General features: G+C 51.8%; 18 protein-coding genes. 3 read left to right on the top strand and 15 right to left on the bottom strand.

The window, feature by feature from the left end; all coding sequences use genetic code 11:
- The first annotated feature begins 14 nt into the window (after positions 1–14).
- On the top strand, positions 15–617 hold the full coding sequence (locus tag AEST_RS01975) for a YkgJ family cysteine cluster protein (protein WP_008606693.1): 603 nt from the start codon (positions 15–17) through the stop codon (positions 615–617).
- A gap of 91 nt (positions 618–708) precedes the next feature.
- On the opposite strand, the gene AEST_RS01970 is transcribed toward AEST_RS01975, so the two are convergent.
- Both AEST_RS01970 and AEST_RS01965 read right to left on the bottom strand, forming a co-directional pair.
- Positions 709–1,728, bottom strand: coding sequence for a zinc-binding alcohol dehydrogenase family protein (locus AEST_RS01970; protein WP_008606692.1), 1,020 nt, complete (start codon positions 1,726–1,728; stop codon positions 709–711).
- A gap of 1 nt (position 1,729) precedes the next feature.
- Positions 1,730–2,758 carry a DUF4862 family protein gene (locus AEST_RS01965; protein ID WP_238534535.1) on the bottom strand — a complete coding sequence of 343 codons (1,029 nt, stop codon included), beginning with the start codon at positions 2,756–2,758 and terminating at the stop codon, positions 1,730–1,732.
- A gap of 140 nt (positions 2,759–2,898) precedes the next feature.
- Between AEST_RS01965 and AEST_RS01960 the strand changes: the two genes are divergently transcribed.
- Positions 2,899–3,564: a thiol:disulfide interchange protein DsbA/DsbL gene (locus tag AEST_RS01960; protein ID WP_008606689.1), complete on the top strand. Its 666-nt coding sequence runs from the start codon at positions 2,899–2,901 to the stop codon at positions 3,562–3,564.
- A gap of 77 nt (positions 3,565–3,641) precedes the next feature.
- On the opposite strand, the gene AEST_RS01955 is transcribed toward AEST_RS01960, so the two are convergent.
- From AEST_RS01955 to prlC, 13 genes are all read right to left on the bottom strand, one after another.
- Entirely contained in the window at positions 3,642–3,950 is a 309-nt protein-coding gene (locus AEST_RS01955) for a hypothetical protein (RefSeq protein ID WP_008606688.1), read from the bottom strand.
- A gap of 12 nt (positions 3,951–3,962) precedes the next feature.
- A complete protein-coding gene (locus tag AEST_RS01950; protein WP_008606686.1) occupies positions 3,963–5,144 on the bottom strand; it encodes a BaiN/RdsA family NAD(P)/FAD-dependent oxidoreductase in 1,182 nt (393 codons plus the stop codon).
- A 1-nt stretch (position 5,145) separates the two neighbouring features.
- The gene (gene waaA, locus AEST_RS01945) at positions 5,146–7,191 is read right to left on the bottom strand and encodes a lipid IV(A) 3-deoxy-D-manno-octulosonic acid transferase (RefSeq protein WP_008606685.1); all 2,046 of its coding nucleotides are present in this window, start codon (positions 7,189–7,191) and stop codon (positions 5,146–5,148) included.
- Positions 7,192–8,337, bottom strand: coding sequence for a glycosyltransferase (locus AEST_RS01940; RefSeq protein WP_008606684.1), 1,146 nt, complete (start codon positions 8,335–8,337; stop codon positions 7,192–7,194).
- Positions 8,338–8,339: 2 nt separating this feature from the next.
- Positions 8,340–9,107: a glycosyltransferase family 25 protein gene (locus AEST_RS01935; protein WP_008606683.1), complete on the bottom strand. Its 768-nt coding sequence runs from the start codon at positions 9,105–9,107 to the stop codon at positions 8,340–8,342.
- Between the two features lie 8 nt (positions 9,108–9,115).
- Positions 9,116–9,856, bottom strand: coding sequence for a glycosyltransferase (locus AEST_RS01930; RefSeq protein WP_237709320.1), 741 nt, complete (start codon positions 9,854–9,856; stop codon positions 9,116–9,118).
- Between the two features lie 13 nt (positions 9,857–9,869).
- On the bottom strand, positions 9,870–10,697 hold the full coding sequence (locus AEST_RS01925) for a DUF707 domain-containing protein (RefSeq protein ID WP_008606681.1): 828 nt from the start codon (positions 10,695–10,697) through the stop codon (positions 9,870–9,872).
- Positions 10,698–10,709: 12 nt separating this feature from the next.
- Complete coding sequence (gene glf, locus AEST_RS01920; protein WP_008606680.1) at positions 10,710–11,858, bottom strand: UDP-galactopyranose mutase; 1,149 nt, start codon at positions 11,856–11,858, stop codon at positions 10,710–10,712.
- 77 nt (positions 11,859–11,935) lie between these two features.
- Positions 11,936–12,409, bottom strand: coding sequence for a peroxiredoxin (locus tag AEST_RS01915; protein ID WP_008606679.1), 474 nt, complete (start codon positions 12,407–12,409; stop codon positions 11,936–11,938).
- Between the two features lie 45 nt (positions 12,410–12,454).
- The gene (locus tag AEST_RS01910) at positions 12,455–13,198 is read right to left on the bottom strand and encodes a class I SAM-dependent methyltransferase (RefSeq protein ID WP_008606678.1); all 744 of its coding nucleotides are present in this window, start codon (positions 13,196–13,198) and stop codon (positions 12,455–12,457) included.
- Positions 13,195–13,896 carry a DNA-3-methyladenine glycosylase I gene (locus AEST_RS01905; RefSeq protein WP_008606677.1) on the bottom strand — a complete coding sequence of 234 codons (702 nt, stop codon included), beginning with the start codon at positions 13,894–13,896 and terminating at the stop codon, positions 13,195–13,197. The genes AEST_RS01910 and AEST_RS01905 overlap by 4 nt, the downstream gene beginning before the upstream one ends.
- Positions 13,897–13,949: 53 nt before the next feature.
- Entirely contained in the window at positions 13,950–14,456 is a 507-nt protein-coding gene (locus tag AEST_RS01900; protein ID WP_008606675.1) for a hypothetical protein, read from the bottom strand.
- Between the two features lie 31 nt (positions 14,457–14,487).
- Positions 14,488–16,539, bottom strand: coding sequence for an oligopeptidase A (gene prlC, locus AEST_RS01895; RefSeq protein WP_008606673.1), 2,052 nt, complete (start codon positions 16,537–16,539; stop codon positions 14,488–14,490).
- A 211-nt stretch (positions 16,540–16,750) separates the two neighbouring features.
- Between prlC and gorA the strand changes: the two genes are divergently transcribed.
- Positions 16,751–18,106, top strand: coding sequence for a glutathione-disulfide reductase (gorA, locus tag AEST_RS01890; RefSeq protein WP_008606672.1), 1,356 nt, complete (start codon positions 16,751–16,753; stop codon positions 18,104–18,106).
- The last annotated feature ends 124 nt before the right edge of the window (positions 18,107–18,230 follow it).

Raw genomic sequence — 18,230 nt, 5'->3', positions numbered from 1 at the left:
CGTTCGGAGTCTTTATGCAACGACTGCGTGAGTTATCGCGTCGTGTTGAGGCTGTGTATGGCGAAATGGCGGACACCTTTTCCGGTTATCAACGTGCCAGCGGCCTAACCTGCCGTGACAGTTGTGGTGAGTGTTGCACTCAAACCACCATTGAGGCGACGGTGCTGGAAGCGTTGCCGCTGGCATTACACCTGTTTGATCAGGGTAAAGCAGAGCAGACACTGACACAACTCGAAGAGTTACCAGAGGTATCTGGCTGCTTTTTTTATCAGCGTTTATCCTTTGATGGTAAACAAGGCCATTGTACTGTGTATCAGCAAAGACCCAGTATTTGCCGGATGTTTGGCGCGGCCGGCTATCGCGACAAACAAGGCCAGGCTGCACTGTCGGTCTGCAAGGTGATTAAAGCGGATAAACTGGAGAAATATCAGCAACATTTAATTATGCTGACCGCTAATCCACCGCCAATGATGATGAGCATTAAAGAGCAAGTCAGCCAATTGGATTACGAGCTGGGCAATAAACACTACCCGATTAACCAGGCCTTTAAACTGGCGCTGGAAAAGGTGCTGTTAAAAGCCTATTACAGCAGTTTTGACGGCGAGCAAATCGCCTGATTTAACTGAATTAATCTAAATTAAGCAGACCGCATGCCGGGCTAGCAAACCCGGCATGCACTTTTCATCCCCGAGCCAACCAGGCTCAGGTTTAAAACCCGGCCAGCACAATCTTACCTATTGCCTTACCGCTCTCTAACAGCGCATGCGCCTGCTTTAAATTTTCCGCATTAATCTTGCCGAAGCTCTGCTTGAGCGTGGTATTAATCTGGCCCTGCTCAATCAGGCGGCTAAGATCGGTCAGAATTTGATGTTGGGTCAGCAGATCCGGTGTGCTAAACAGCGAGCGGGTGAACATAAACTCCCAGTGCAGCGAAATACTCTTTTGTTTGAGCGGCATAATATCAAGACCGCCAACCGGATCATCAATTAATGCCAGCTTGCCTTGTGGCGCCAGCAACTGCACCAGCTCAGCATAGTGCTGATCAGTTTGGGTCAGGCTGGCAACGTGGCTGACCGCCTGGATCCCCAACTGCTGTAGCTGCGGTATTAATGGCTGATTGTGGTTAACCACATAGTGCGCTCCGAGCTCTTGCACCCACAGCTGACTCTCCGGCCGGGACGCCGTCGCTACTATCGTCACTGTCGTCAGTTGGCGGGCCAGCTGCACCAGTATAGAGCCGACACCACCGGCCGCACCTGTTACCAGTAATACCGGCTTTGGATGTTTTAAGCTGGGCGTCGCCAGCTCGAGGCGATCAAACAACAGCTCCCAGGCTGTCAGGGCGGTAAGCGGTAAGGCCGCCGCCTGTTCAAAGCTCAGATTCGCTGGCATCTTACCCACGATCCGTTCATCGACCAGCTGATATTCGGCGTTTGAGCCCTGTCGCTGCAATGCCCCGGCATAATACACCCGATCACCGGGCGCAAAGCGGCTAACCTGCTCACCTACCGCGACCACTTCACCGGCGGCATCCCAGCCCAGCACCTTATATTCACCGGCGGCGGGCGTGACTCTCTTGCGGATCTTGGTATCCACCGGATTAACCGAAACCGCTGCCACCCTAACCAAAATATCGTGGCCTGCGGCGACCGGAGTGGCTAACTCGATATCCAATAACGACGCCGGCTCGCTAATGGCCAGTGATTGCTGATAACCGACTGCTTTCATCTTAGATGCTCCCGTTAACTGGTGAAATGGACGTGATTAACGCCTGTTGCTGTGTCAGGATCTGTAACTGCGCCTGCAATAAAGTTAAGCGCTCGGCCACAGTAGCGGTAACTGGCCGCACACCGATTTTCAGGCCCAGTACTGTTAAGTGTTCAACCGGGCTGGCTGCCTTTAGCGCCGCGGCAACCTCCTGCTCGGTCAGCCAGGAACAGGCCGAGCCCAACTCAGGTGCCTGGGTATTACGGATCGGTTGATGACTGTCGCGCCAGGCACCATAGGCACTGTCTTCGCCGGAGACGCCGGAAAACATCAGACCGGCCAGCAGCCCTGCGTCTTTTGCCGCCTGAATGTGTGCAATAGCCGCAGCGGGATCACGACCTTCAAATACCGAACGCCCCCAGTTAATCACCACGCCAACCGGGGCAGCACCCTGCTGTTTTAACTGACTTAAGACGGCAAGCTCATCGCTCAGGCTCAAAAAGCCCTTAGATGGCAACTGCGGTGGCAGATAGGCATCACAATGCTCGACCAGCAGCTGGGCACCCTGCCAGTCCCAACTGAGCAGCTGCTGCATCGACGCCATAAAGCAGGCGGCACTACCTGCAACCTTGTCCCGTGCCGGCGCTGTGTGCAGCATGATAGCTTTAACCGCCTGTCGCCCCAGATGCTGATTTAACTTCAGAATCGCCTGGCGGGCGGCCTGCATAAAGTCGAGTGCCGCCTGGCGCCCCGCCGGATCGGTCGATGCCAGCCCGAAGCCGGGCTGAGTCGCCAGTGCATTCATCACCCCGGGAATAGTCGTAAATACATAATCCCAGTGCGGCGCCAGATGCTGTAAAAACCAGGCATCATCATGCTGATGCAGTTGCCCGAGAAAGGGATGCTCTAGTCCTTTGACCTCTGCTAAGCCTGCCAGCCCACGATAATAGTCGGCCTCCAGCTGCGCGTCCCAACCGCTGACATTGGCCGAAGCGGCATAAGCACCAAGAAAATATCCCATGTTGTTCCATCGCTTAACCTGTGATGTCATTATCATAACCTGATTAGGCGAAAAGTCGCAGCCTGTTAGCCGCTCATCGGTTAGCATCTGCCGCGCGGCGCCGGATAATTGTGGTAGGCCGCGAAAATCCGTACACTGCACTCTCCCGCTTTTAACGTTAAGGTTGTTGTATGAAGTTCTTATACCTGCTGTTACCGCTTGCGCTGCTGGCAGCCTGCTCACCCCAAACACCACCGGTCAGTGAGGCCCTTAGTACAGACGCTGCCACCCCGGCGCGGATCTTTACCAGTGGTAAGCATTATCAGGTATTGAGCAAGCCGCTCACCGAGCCGGCCGCGCAGCAAGGCTTAACCGAATATTTCTGGCTCGGTTGTCCGCATTGTCAGAACTTTGAACCCTTATTAAAAGCTTATCTGGCTGAGCGGCCACAAGTCTCGCTGCTGCGCCGCCATCCGGCTTTAGGCGAGCGCTGGGCTTTTGATGCCAGTGTGTTTTATGCTTTGCAATTAGGGGGCAACGCTGCCCTGACGGATGCGCTCTTTACGCTGTACCGAGACACCCGGGTAGAGAAAAACCAGCTCCCTGATCTGGCAGCTATCAATGCCTTCTTGGCGCAGCATCAGCTGGATAGCAACGCCTTTAGTGAACTGGCAAACTCAGAGCAGGCACGGGCGCTAATGGAGCAGGCTAACCGCGAGATGTTGGATAACCGTATTCAGGGCGTGCCGGCGATTGTGGTAAAGGGTAAGTATCTGGTCGGTACTGAGTTACCGGACGATATTCAGTCAAATGAAGATTATTTTCAGCTATTGGATTATCTGCTGCAAAAAGACTAACGCAGCGCACCTAAGCTGAAACCTCTGCAGCTTAGGCTGTCAGACGCAATGTTAGCGCCAGAGCAAAACAGGCCGGATTAATCGTCCGGCCCGCTTAGCGTAAACACCAGATGTTTACGTAAATCTTTTAGCACAAAACCCTTTTTCAGCATTAACGCACTCAGCCGCTTTTGCCACAGCAATAACTGTGGCTGTGCTGCCTCTAACTGTGCCTGTTCAGCAAATTGCAGCCGCACCAGCAAAGACCCCGGAAAGGCTTCATATTCCATACTAAACCAGGCCTGCACTACGCCAGATAATTCCGCCAGCGCCTGCTGCTCCAGACTGGTCACCGCCGCCATTACGGCGGCCTGTTGTTTAAGTTGTACTTTAGAAAGTTTTTTCATCTTGCTTCTTATTCAACAATACTGCCCGGCGACCCAGCCGGAGCTCCAGGCCCATTGGAAATTGTAGCCACCGAGCCAACCGGTAACATCGACTACCTCGCCGATAAAATACAGACCCGGCTGCTTTTTTGCCTCCATCGTTTTGGACGACAGCTCATCGGTGTCCACGCCACCTAAGGTCACTTCAGCTGTGCGGTAGCCTTCGGTGCCATTCGGTTTAAAAATATAGTGCTGCAGACTGTCGACCAGCCGCTCAATACTTTTTGGATTTAGCGCTTTCAGCGGCTGATTTTGAAACACATTAAGCTCTAATAATTTCTCCACCAACCGCTTAGGTAGCACCCGTGACAGCGCGGTTTTTAGTTCCTGCGCTGGATGCTGTTGCTGCAGCTCGGTGAGCAGTGTGGTTAAGTCCTGGCCTGCCACCAGGTTAATCGTCAGCTCATCGCCGGGTTGCCAATAGTTGGAGATTTGCAAAATTGCCGGGCCACTTAGGCCGCGATGGGTAAACAGCATATCTTCCGGAAACAGCACCTCATTGGCCTCGGCGGTCACCGGCAGCGACACCCCGCTGATTTCTTCAAACACCGCTTTATCGGCCGGTTGCCAGGTTAGCGGTACCAAGCCGGCGCGCAGTGGCAGCACCTTTAAGCCAAATTGCTCAGCCAGTTGGTAACCAAAGGCGGTAGCACCGAGATTAGGCAGGCTTAGGCCGCCGCTGGCAATTACCAGGCTTTGGCACTGCCGGCTAAGCTGTGGCGTAACAACCTGATACTGACCATCCTGATAGCTAACCGTCGTGATCTCCTGCTGTAGTGCAATCTGCACCCCGGCTTTATCACACTCCTGTTGCAGCATCTCAACGATATCTTTGGCGCTGTCATCACAAAACAGCTGGCCCAGAGTTTTCTCGTGGTAGGCAATGCCATATTGCTGCACCAGCGCAATAAAATCCCACTGCGTGTAGCGACTGAGTGCCGACTTACAAAAATGGCGGTTTTGCGATAAATAATTGGCCGGGCTGGCATAGATATTGGTGAAATTACAACGGCCACCACCCGACATCAGAATTTTGCGGCCGATGCGTTTGCCATTATCCAGTACTAAGGTTTTACGACCACGCTTCGCTGCTTCAATGGCGCAAAATAAGCCGGCCGCACCCGCGCCAACGACGATAACATCCCACTGCTGCATCTTAGTTGCGCTCCGCCACAGAGCTACGCGACTGCTGATAACCGGCTAACAGCGCTGCCCAGTCCGTATCCTGCCAGTGGAACACGGCGAGTTTACCGCGCTCTTTATTGAAGGAGCGCAGCAGACGCGCTAAATTCTGCTCAGTCCACGGTCCCGGCTCGCGGCGCTCGCATTTATCAAAATCAATCAGCCAGACCTTGCCAGCGCTATCCAGCATAATATTGCGACAATTCAGATCCGAATGATAAACCCCCAGCCGGTGCATTTGTGCGATCGCCTGGCCCACAGCCTGCCATTCCTCGGCAGTCATGGCCCTTTGCTGCAAAATCGCCGCCAGATCTTTACTGTCGGGAATAAGCTCAATCAGTAAGTCAGCGCGATAAATTAAACCACTACGCTGATACCGCGCGGCTACCGGTCTTGGCACCGCCAGGCCCTGCGCACGCATCCAGCTTAATAACTGGTATTCTTGCATCGCCCGGCTTTGTGCCACCGGCTGCAGCCAGAATTGATCATGCAGCAGCTTGCCGACCAGGCCGCCACGGTAATAATGCCGCAGCACCAGTTTATGCCCGCCATGTTGGACAAAATAGGCGGTATTGCGGCCGCTGGAGCTGCCAATCACCGCTTGTTGCTGTTGCCACCAGGCACTTTGAAACTGCTCAGCGGCGATCTCAGTAAAAAACGCCGGATCGTACCAATAGCTGGCGTTACCGGCTTGCTTAGTCTGATAGGCTGACGTGTGCGCTAAAGGCTGGCTTGGCATAAGGGTTCCTGCAACAAAAAGGTTGATAGCATCCAGGGTACGCGCCGTGGCGCCCTGCTGCCGGGAGAAAAACTGTTGGGCACGTTGCCCGAGCTGTTGACGTAAGCTGACATCGCTAAGCAGCTGACAACAGCTGGCAAACAGCTGCTCACTATCGGCTACCAGCACCACGGCCTGCTGTTGCTGCAGCTGCCGGTACGCCTCATTAAAATTAAAAATATGCGGCCCGCTTTGTACTGCCTTGCCAAAGCAAATGGCTTCCAGCGGATTATGGCCGCCGCGCTCGATTAAACTGCCACCGATAAACACCAGATCGGCCAGCTGATACCAGACCAGCAGCTCGCCCATCGAATCACCGACCGCAATTTCGGTGTCTGCTCCGGGTAACTGCCCGCTACTGCGGCGCCAGACGCTATACCCCTGGGCTTGCGCCAGCTGTGCGACCTTGTCAAAACGCTCCGGATGGCGTGGTACCAGTAACAGTAATAACTGCGGGAAGCGCTGTTTTAAGCGTGGATAAAGCGCCAGTAACTGCTCATCCTCACCGGCATGGGTACTGGCAGCGACCCATACCAGCCGCGTTTTTAATAGCGGCGAAAATTGCGTTACCAGCTGCGCGGTTTGCGCTGGGATCGCCAGTTCAAACTTTAGATTACCCGTCACTTGCAGGGTATTACCAAAACCCAGCGCCCGAAAGCGGCGGGCGCTGGCGCGATCCTGGGTTAATAACAGGCTGATATTATTCAGTAACGGCCGGGTTAAGGCACTAAAACGACGATACCCCTTAGCTGAGCGGGTCGATAAACGGGCATTAACGACCACCACCGGAATGTGTCGCTTTCGGCAAGCAGCGAGTAAGTTAGGCCACAGCTCTGTTTCCACAATCACCAGCAGCTTTGGCTGAAGCGCGTCTAAAAAGCGCCGGACACTGCCGGGATAATCCAGTGGCAAATAGCAGTGCTGTACAGTGTTGCCAAAGCGGCTACTGATGGTCGCCGAACCCGTTGGGGTCGTGCCGGTGACGGTCAGCGGCAGGGTCGGATATTGCTGTTGCAGCTGCTTAATCAAAGGTGTAGCGGCAATAGTTTCGCCCACTGAGACCGCATGCACCACTATGCCGCCTGCTTGCAACCCACGTTTTTTTAAACCCAAGCTAAAACGCTCAAGCAGACGCTGCCGGTACGCCGGGTCCTTGCGTGCACGCCAAACAAAATACAGCAGCAGCAACGGCAACAGTAAATAGAGTCCGAGTTGGTAAAGCGCCAGACTAAACCGAGTCACTTAGGCTTCCCGGTGCTTTCTAACCGCGACAGCAAGCTGAATACACAGGTTTTCGTACTGCTGATTCATCCGCTCGCGACTAAATTCGGTCAAGGCCCGGGCTCGGCCGGCGTCAGCCAATGATTGCTGCTGCTCAGCACTCAGTAAACAGGTTTTGAGTAGCTGCGCCATCGCCGAAACGTCATTTTCTGCCACTAACCAGCCATCTTCCCCATGCTTGATCACTTCCTGAATGCCCGGCACTTTACTGCCGATCGCGATACACCCCGCAGCCATCCCTTCTAACAACGCCAGAGGCATACCCTCGTAATGTGAACTTAACATTGCGATCTGGTTTTGTTGCAACAACTCCGGAACATTCCTTACCACACCTAAAAACTTCACCTGCTCGCTAATATCGAGTTGCTGCGCCAGTTTTTCCAGTGGCTTACGATGCAAGGCTTTACCTCCACCGGCCAGCAATAACTCCGGCGCTAAACCTTCCGCTTTGAGTAACGCTAGAGCCCGAAACAAGGTCGCATGGTCTTTTTGTTTTGAAAAACGCGCCACCATAACGATATTGGGTGCGCGTTCTGTCAGGAGAGGAACCGGAGTCTGAAATGGCTGGGTGTTGATGCCATTAGAGATTGCATAACAGCGCTCAACGGGCATACCTTGTGCGAGCAACACAGCTTTCACACCCTCAGAACACCCAACTATTGCGGCAGTTCGCTGGCTCAACCAACGTGACTGCGCTAAGCGCCACCAATTGTAACGCTCTCGGGTATTATGTTCGACATGGATTAATACCGGAACCTTGGCCAATAGTCCGGCATAGCGGCCCCACAAATGCTCACTAAAACCATGCGCTACCAATACATCAGGCTGCTGCTGTTGACATAACTTTACTAATGCCCAAATCGTTGCAATCTTACTCCAACCCGGTACTACGACTACCGGAACGCCTTGCTGCTGCAGCTCGGCAATACGCGCTGGGTCGCCGCGACGTTTTTTGCGCAGCACCAAGGTCGGGCTCAGTTGCTCAGAGTTCAGCGCTGCACGCACCAACGAAATAGCTACCTGTGTTGCACCTCCGGAAAAACCACCGGTAACAAAATGCAAAACCTTAAGTTTCGTTGAGCAAGACATCATACTACTGTCAGACACAATTACTCCGATAACTTGCGGGCCTTAAGAAAGGACTTAAGACCATAGGTTCTCAAATTGAAAAACTGGCTTTGAAAAAAGTAGCTTAGTCGATTCTTAAAGAACAACCACTGCTTTTTATCCGCTTTATCTCGAGTATAGATGTTGCTATCAAAACTATGTTCCGGGCAAAAGGGCTGTGGCGAAATGCCCAGTGCTTTTATACCCAGAGCAAAGTGATATTGCAGCATAACGTCAACAGGTCGATAGAATGGAACCGCCTTATCCAGCAGTAATTGCGCGCCTGCCAAACTTACAAATTGTGCAACAGTAGAAACCGGATGTTTTTTGTAATGAACCAAGGAAAACCCTGCCCCTAGCGCTTTACGCTGTATAACCGGCTGAGCTTTGTTTGGCATCGCCAGCTTAATATAATGCCACTGCTCTTTGAGTTGGCTAATCTCATTAACTAGAGCGGGGAGATCGCATTGCACTACAAAATCATCTTCCAAAATCAGCGCAAAATCGAGTTGCTGTGCCACGATTTGCTGCCAACACCTTATATGGCTGATATAACAGCCTTTCTCTCCGGGCTTCAAGAGTTTGTGATAATGCTGTTGGTTCAGAGTGAGCAAATAATATTGGTTTAGCTCCTCTTCACTCATTCTACTTCCATCTGCCGCACTTAATCGCTCTACCGGCAGATCGGGCCAAGCAGCTAACTGAGCGACGGCGTGCTGGTATCGCTCGACTGAGCGATCCAAATTGATGATAAATATTTTAAAGTTCATAAGCGGCCTTACTGCCACATATCTTTAACCCACTGCACCGGCAGTACGCGGCGGTACCACTTACCACTGACGCCGGCGATAGCATCCGGCGGATTCGGCTTACCATGGAAAGCGACAATCTTAGCTCCTTTAGGTATGGTAGCAGGCTTAAACCAGTTCATAATGCCTTTTGGCAAGCAATGGCGTTTAAAGCTAACACACCAGCCTTCCGGCCAGTACTGCAGTTTTCCTTGCCGCGCCAGATTCTGAGTCACAAACTCTTGCTCATTGCGTACCTTAGCCAACTCACGGTCTTTATGGTTTTTCAATAACTCAATCAGATCGCTGTGTGCTCCAATCTCATAACGATATACAGAGGTATTACCAGTATCGTCAGACTTGTCCCACTCTTTTATAACGAAGAATTCGCCCTGCGGTTGAAAGAAGCAATCGATATTGTCAACAATCACCACATCGAGATCGATAAATAACGTAGGGCCGCTGAGGTCGTAAAGCGGGTCAGCAAAACTGGTAACCTTTAGCCAACCGTGGCCAAAGCTCCAGGGCTGACGCTCATCAAAATCTTTGAAACCAACTGCAGGTATGGGTTTCACTTCAATCTTGCTATCAATTCCTACACTATCATCAGTTAGGCAAACAAAGCGAAATGGCAATGTGAGGTTGCGGCTAACCATCGAGTGCAGCTTATTTACGTATTCAGGGCCATATTTTTTACCCCATTTGATACATAGTACGTTTACTGTTGTCATAAATTCCTCGGCACTAGACGCCAGTTTTTGGGCTTTGCCCATACTTTGTTACCTGTTTGGAACGTTTCTTACTTAAAATGCGCTGCTTCTTACCTAAGATAAATGCAGACAGCGGGTTATGGCTAATCGCATACCGAAGCTGAGCAAAAACCCTGAATTTATTCTTAAAGCTGCTTCGGCTAATATCCAGTTCAGGATACATTTCCGCCAACTTGCGTACATCATTCGCCGGGTGCAAGTCGGGGTTTTTCTTGTATAACTCCCCACCTACCGGCCGGGTATGCACGACCGTTACAGCGTCAATTACTGCGATTCTATCGTCCGCACTTAACAAATGAGGCCACAGATTGTCGAGCCCCCATCCAGAGGGACTCTGTTTAAAAGTATGTCGCAGGGTTTGCAGAGCTTTCGCTGAAAAGACGGGAGCCATCACTTCAATAAAGTTAGTCAGACGTAACGCCGAATTATGTTGCACCAGTAAGCTGGAATGCGAAAAGTACGAATCCATACTAAGCGCCGGCTGGGCAAGCGCTAAATCGAAAGCCAGCATAAAACTAAACAAACGGTTTATTTCACTCGCATTTATTAGCAAATCATCATCCGGGAACCATACTGCTTTGTACTGACTAATCAGGTGCCAGTTCTGCTCTACAATACGGCCAATCTCCGGCCATTTACCGCCTTTTGCCTGTTCATAGTAAGTCGCTTGATCGCGATACTTTTGTGGTTCATCACCAAAATAACTCAGAAATACATCAAACATTGGTGCACCGTCTTGTAACCAATGTGGATGCAAAGAACGATCGCCAACACGGGCAACGATTAAGAAAGGCTTTATCATCAAAAACATCCGTTACAGTGGTGAAATGACAAAAACCGGCATAGCTTGCTTGGCGGCCTGTGTCTGTAAAAAGGTTTTGGCAGTTTGTAGGGCTTCGTCAATGGTGACGTCCATATCCAAATAGCGATAAGTCCCTAATCTACCGACGAAAGTAATAGCCTGCTCTTGCTGCGCCAGTGCCACATAATCAGATAACAGCTGCTTATCGTTAACTAAACGTACCGGGTAGTATGGTTCATCATCTTGAGTCGCCTGACGACTGTATTCAGCAAAACACACTGTATCCGCATGCTGTTCCCAAGGCGCAAAGTGCTTATGTTCGCTAATGCGGGTGTAAAGGATCTCTGGATCGCAGTAATTGATAACTGCTGTGCCCTGATAATCACCGCTGGCACGAATCTCTTTGAACTCCAGCGTACGATAGGGTAAGTGGCCTAAACTAAAATCAAAGTAGGCATCTAAGGGCCCAGACCAAAATACGTGATCAAAGTCTGCACACTTTGCGCGGCTTAACTTCGTTTCCAGATGAACAGTGATATTCGGATGGTCCAGCAGCTTTTCAACTAAAGGGGTGTAACCGTGCTCGGGCATCCCCTGAAATTGATGATTAAAATAATTATCATCATAGTTAAAACGTAGCGGTAAGCGTTTCAAAATACTGGCTGGAAGCTCTGTTGGTGATAAACCCCATTGCTTTTGTGTGTAGCCCGCAAAAAACGCTCGGTACAAAGCCTCTCCAACAAACTTCATAGCTTGCTGCTCAAAAGTTTCTGGCTCTGCAATGCTATTATCAGCTTGCTGACGAATAAACTCAGCTGCTTCTGTTGGAGACATGGCCTTACCAAAAAACTGATTAATGGTGTGCAAATTAATTGGTAACGAATAAATTTTGCCACCCGCATTCGCTTTGACGCGATTGACATAAGGTTTAAAGACGCTAAGTTGATTTACATAGCGCCAAACATGTTCTTTATCGGTATGAAAAATATGAGGGCCATATTTATGAACCATCACACCGCTTAGGGCGTCACGGGCAGAAAAACAGTTACCAGCGATATGCGAGCGAGGCTCAAACACCGCAACCTTATAACCCGCTTGCGCCAATTCATTCGCAATAATAGCGCCGGAAAACCCCGCCCCAGCAATACCGATTGATTTCAAACTATTTTTCCTATAACAACAGTTAAGAATTTAACTGGCCGCGTCATCTTGCGGCCAGCTGTCATTGCAGAGAGTTATTATAACGCAGCCAATAGCACTTCGGCTTTACTGACTTCAAAGGTTTTTGGTGGTTCGACATTTAGCAGGGTAACAACACCATTCTCGACAATCATCGCATAACGCTGCGACCGCAAACCACCAAAGTCGGCCGTTTCCATCGTTAGGCCAATGGCTTTATGAAAGCTGCCACCACCGTCGGCTAAAAAGGTAATTTCTTCCGCGTTCTGGCTATCAGCCCAGGCTTTCATCACAAAGGCATCGTTGACGGCGGTACAAACGATAGTGTCCACGCCTTTGGCTTTAATTTGATCGGCCAGCGCAATATAGCCTGGCAAATGCGCGGCAGAACAGGTTGGTGTGAAAGCACCCGGTACAGCAAATAACACCACCTTTTTGCCGGCGAAAATCTCGCTGGTAGTGGGGTTTTTCATGCCATCGGCTGTTAATTGTGAGAAGCTGACTTCTGGTAATCTATCGCCTACTTTAATCATTGCTTATTCCTTAGTGCGCCATAGCGCAAAGCTATTAAATTAATATCAGGCAATCGCCTGATTTATATACACATCAAAGCGGTTATTCTTGCCCTTTACCACTAGCTGCGGGCTTTGCTGCGCCAGTACTTCGGCATAACCGGGGCGCTTTACCACCACCCGGTAGCGCGCCAGCTGTAATGCCGGCGCCAGCAGTGCATCAGCATCGGAATCACTGCCCACCACATCATGAAAGGCGCGCATTTCTTTTTTAACCAGCGCCGATTTTTCGCGTGGCGGGAACATCGGATCCAGATAGACCACATCGGCTGGCGGCAGTTCCGTCAGCGCCTGCAATGCCGGAGCAAAATGCAGTTGCATGCGCGCCGCGAGGTCTGCTGTCGCCGGATTGGCCGCGGCACGGCGCAAACCATCATACAGCAGAGCCGCCACCAGTGGATTGCGCTCCACCAAGGTCACAGCGGCACCGAGATTGGCCAGCACTAAGGCATCACGCCCTAAACCGGCGGTAGCATCAATAATACTCAGGTTACGCTTTTTACTCAGGCCACAAGCTTTAGCAATGGCTTCGTCTTTGCCACCACCAAACTGGCGCCGGTAACTGGCCGCACCGCTGGCAAAATCGACCAGAATATCGCCCTGCTTTGGTAAGTCGGCATGGCGCAATACCAGCGCCTGATCTGCCCAGCAGAGGTACCAACCAGCGGGCTCAGTAATAACGGTTAACGGGAAACGCTGTTGTAGCTCATCGGCATAGTCTGCCGGTAAGGAGGTGAGCAATACACTCATTGCTGCATCCCGGCATAGTTTTCGCCAATACTCAGCGCTATGGTTTGACTAATTTGCTGCAAACTTAGTCCGGATTCCTGCTGCCATTGGTTAAACTGCTGTTGGATCTGTTGCAGGCTCTTTTTACTGCTGCTACTGCCGTCAAAAACACCATAGGCTTTCAGATAGGCTTCAATATCCTGAGTCAGCAAAAAGGTATCTTTACCGATGGCACGCAGCGCATAAGGACCGGTATTGCCACCCAGCCGGGCGCCATGCTTTTTCAAATAAGCCCAAAGCCCGACAATATCGCTTGCTGGCCAGTTCGCGATAAAGTTCGCAAAGCTGCCATGCTCACGCTGCAGATGATAAATCATCAATGCATTATCACGGATGGTAAACACCTTGCTTAAATTGCGGATAATCCGGGGATCCTGCGCTTTTTGCTCCAGCATTTCATCACTGAGTAGCAGCATTTTTTCGATATCAAAGTCGAAAAACACTTCACAAAAACCCGGCCATTTTTGCCGCACCACCCGCCAGACAAAGCCCGACTGAAAAATTTTCTTGGTCAGCTCGGCTAACAGCAGATTATCCGGTAAGGCCGAGAGTTCTGCAGTAGTGCGTGGTTCACTCAGCAAAGCACGCAGCGCCGCCGGGCCGCCTTTACGGGCCTCGGCGCGCTGTAAGATCAGTTTAAAAGATTCTGCCTGACGCAAGCGTCTAACCTCGATCGTGGCCGTGTCTGTAACGGCCCTTAGCGTTGGAAGGATTAATAGGTTACTTCATTAACCAGCGTACATTGACCGTTAACAAGTTGCACCTGCGGCTTAGGCACCACTGCACAGTCGGACATCCGGCCCAGCCGCAGATTCTCAGCCTCTGCCGCCTGATTATAGGCTTCCAGTTTCTTTAACAGTGCCGCCTGGTCCTTACCTTTGGTCGAGACCGCAACATATTCCGCCGGCCCACCACAAGGCTTATGCCCCAGCGGTAATACCAGACACTGCTGTACATTGTCGGCGCTTTTATCGGCAATCAACGCCAGCACTTCGCGGCGCAGCTCGTTGACGTCAGCGACTTGCTCAATTTGACTCATCAGTTGCTTCCTCGCTTGTGTCGCTTTTATTGGGTCTCGCTGCGGATCAATGGCTTCTACCAGCGGCGCCGGTGCAACCCGGGCTTCACCGCTGCCGGCCGCCTGTTGGCAGGCGCTGAGTGTTAAGGCTGCCGTCGCCAACAACAACGGGAAAAGCTTGCGCGGAATTAGCTTGCTCATAGATTGTCCTTAAAGTAATACGGTATCCAGTTTAACTGGCGATGCCCATATGTCGCAGCAAGGCCTCATTTGATGGCTCACGACCACGGAAACCTTTAAATAGCTCCATCGGCTCAGCACTGCCACCTCGCTCTAAAATCCAGTGCAGGAAATCCTGGCCGGTTTGCGGGTTAAATACGCCTTCTTCTTCAAAACGGCTAAAAGCATCGGCCGATAACACTTCGGCCCACAGGTAACTATAATAGCCTGCGGCATAGCCACCGGCAAAGATATGACCAAAACTGTGTTGAAAACGGTTAAAGCGTGGCGGCACTATCACCGATACCTGGCTGCGCACCTCATCCAGCAAGTGTTGTACCCTACCGCCCAGCGCCGGATCGTACTCGGCATGCAGCCGCATATCAAACAGGGCAAACTCCAGTTGCCGCACTAAAAACAGCGCCGACTGAAAATTCTTCGCCGCCAGCATTTTTTGCAGCAAGTCGGCCGGCAGTGGCTCGCCGCTTTCATAATGGCCGGAGATCAGCTGTAACGCCTCGGGCGCCCAGCACCAGTTTTCTAAAAACTGGCTTGGTAACTCCACCGCATCCCAGGCCACGCCATTAATACCGGCCACCGCAGCGGCATCGACCTGGGTTAGCATATGATGCAAACCATGACCAAACTCATGGAACAGTGTAATCACTTCATCGTGGGTAAAGAGGGCCGGCTTGCCACCGACCGGCTTATTAAAGTTACAGGTCAGATAGGCAACCGGCGTTTGCAACTGGCCATCGGCCAGCCAGCGCCGGCCACGGCAATCATCCATCCAGGCACCACCGCGTTTTTTGCTGCGGGCATACAAATCCAGATAAAAGCTACCGCGCAAGCTGCCATCGGCGGCGAAAATATCATAAAACTGTACATCCGGGTGCCAGACATCGACCCCGTCACGCGCCGCAATCCGAATACCAAACAGTTTTTCTAACACGGTAAATAAGCCCGGCACCACCTTAGTAGCCGGGAAATAAGGCCGTAACTGCTCATCCGATATCGCGTAACGGGCCTGCTTCAGTTTTTCCGAATAATAACTGATATCCCAGGCATTTAAGCTACTTACACCGAATTCACTCTGGGCAAACGCTCGTAACTCAGCTAGGTCACGCTCGGCTTGAGGTTTGGCACGACGCGCTAAATCGGTTAGAAAGTCCAGCACCTGCGCCGGGCTCTGTGCCATCTTAGTCGCCAGCGACTCTTCGGCGGCATTATTAAAATCCAGCAGCTGCGCCAGTTCATGTTTTAAGGCCAGGGTTTCTTCAATAATGGCGCTGTTATCAAACTGTCCAGCCGTCGGGCCCTGATCAGACGCGCGGGTACAGTAGGCGCTGTACATTGTTTCGCGCAGGGCCGCATTATCGGCATAGGTCATTACCGCGATATAGCTGGGGAATTCCAGCGTAAATACCCAACCGTTTAGCTCACGGCTTTGCGCCTCTTCGGCCGCCGCGATGCGTGCATCTTCCGGCAAGCCAGCGAGTTCAGCCTCATCGGTGACGTGCTTAAACCAGGCCTGAGTTGCATCCAGCGTATTATTGGAAAAGGTAGAGCTTAATTCCGACAGCCGACTTTGGATCTCGCCATAGCGCTGCTTTTTCTGCTCTGGCAAACCGATACCGGATAACTTAAAGTCACGCAGCGCATTGGTCACCACCTTTTGTTGCGCGGTCGTCAAACCGGCAAACTCCAGACTTTGCGCCAGCGCCTGATACTTTTGATAAAGGCCCTCATGCTGCCCCAGCCAGGTACTAAAATCAGATAACAGCGGCAAACAGCTCTCGTAAGCCGCTCGCAGCTCCGGGCTGTTGGCCACAGAGTTTAAATGCGATACCGGTGACCAGAGCTTATTTAGCCGATCCGAGCCCTGCTCCAACTGCTCCACTATCGTCTGCCAACTGATCTCGCTACTGGCGACCACCTGCTCAACCACGGCTCTGGCGTCACGGATCGCCTGCTCCACCGCAGGTTTTATCTGCTCGGGCTGAATTTTCGAAAAGGGTGGTAAGTCAGTAAAGCTAAGTAACGGATTATCGCTCATGGCGCTCATTGGCAGGGTTCCTGTAAAGTATTCTATTGTGAATATGTTGGGGTCGGCGGGCACTTTGTCAAGCGCCAGTGCCCCATCTTTGGTTATTCCTGTAGCTTTACGCTTGTATTGGGCGCGGGTTAGCCCTATATCTGCTCTATCTATCAACCTGAGTTAGGGTTTAACCTTAAATCTGGTTCAGTCTTTACCCTATTAACTGACAGGCCCTGTTATGACTCGTCATTATGATTATCTTGCCATTGGTGCCGGTAGCGGCGGTATCGCCTCAGCCAACCGCGCCGCCCAACGTGGCGCTAAAGCAGCTGTTATTGAAGCCAAAGCCGTAGGTGGTACCTGTGTTAATGTCGGCTGCGTCCCGAAAAAGGTCATGTGGTACGGTGCCCATATTGCTGAAGCGGTAAAATATAGCCCCAGCTATGGTTTTAACCTGCAGCAACAGGGCTTTGCCTGGGACACACTGGTCAAAAATCGTGAAGCCTATATTGAGCGTATTCATGGTGCCTATCAGCGTGGTTTTGCCAGTAATGGCGTGGAACTGATCCAGGGCTTTGCCCGTTTTGTCGACCACAGAACAGTGGAAGTCAACGGTGAGCGCATTACCGCCGATCATATCACTATTGCCGTTGGCGGCCGCCCGACCAAACCTGATATTCCGGGAGCTGAACTGGGTATCGACTCCGACGGCTTTTTTGCCCTGACGCAACAACCTACCAAAGCAGTCGTCGTCGGGGCCGGCTATATCGCGGTAGAAATCGCCGGGGTGTTGCATGCCCTTGGCACTGAAACGCATTTATTAGTGCGGGGCGATCGGCCACTACGCAGCTTTGATCGCGATATTACCGACGCCCTGCTCAGCCGGATGCAGCAGGATGAACTGCAATTGCATACCGAAGCCGAGGTAGCGAAAGTGGAAGCCGCCGGCGAAGGCCGGCTAACGGTTTATCTGAAAAATGGCAGTATCCTGTTTAATGTCGATTGTCTGATCTGGGCCATTGGCCGTGAACCGGCAACCGATCAGCTTAACCTGGCTGCCGCCGGTGTGGTGGCAGATAGCGAAGGCTATATCCGCACCGATGCCTATCAAAATACCAATGTACCGGGCATTTATGCCGTCGGTGATATTACCGGCGAAGCACAACTGACGCCGGTGGCAGTAAAAGCTGGCCGTATGCTGGCCGAGCGCCTATTTAACCCGGCTATGCCGGATGCGAAAATGGACTATTCGCTAATCCCCACTATCGTCTTTAGCCACCCGCCGATTGGCACTATTGGTCTGACCGAACAGCAAGCCATAGCGCAGTATGGCAAAGAGCAAATTAAAGTGTATCGCTCCAGCTTTGCGGCGATGTATAACGCCATTACCCCGCACCGCGCCCTCAGTACCTTTAAACTGGTGTGCTTAGGGCCGGAAGAAAAAGTCATTGGCCTGCATGGCATTGGCGAGGGCATGGACGAGGTGCTGCAGGGCTTTGCCGTTGCCATTAAAATGGGCGCTACCAAGGCTGACTTTGATGCCACCGTCGCGCTGCATCCAACCTCGGCGGAAGAGTTCGTGACCATGCGCTAGTGCGCCGGCATTAACAGGGCTGGCGCCTGCCTTTGTTTGGCCCGCTAGCCGAACTGACACGACATTTACCCTGCTTTTTATATCAGTTAGCAGCCTAACTGAAGTGGCCGGGCGGCCATAAAAA

Source organism: Alishewanella aestuarii B11 (assembly GCF_000280055.1).
Lineage (GTDB): Bacteria > Pseudomonadota > Gammaproteobacteria > Enterobacterales > Alteromonadaceae > Alishewanella > Alishewanella aestuarii.
Note: the sequence above shows the minus strand (reverse complement) of the source record. Positions and strands in the feature narration are given on the sequence as shown.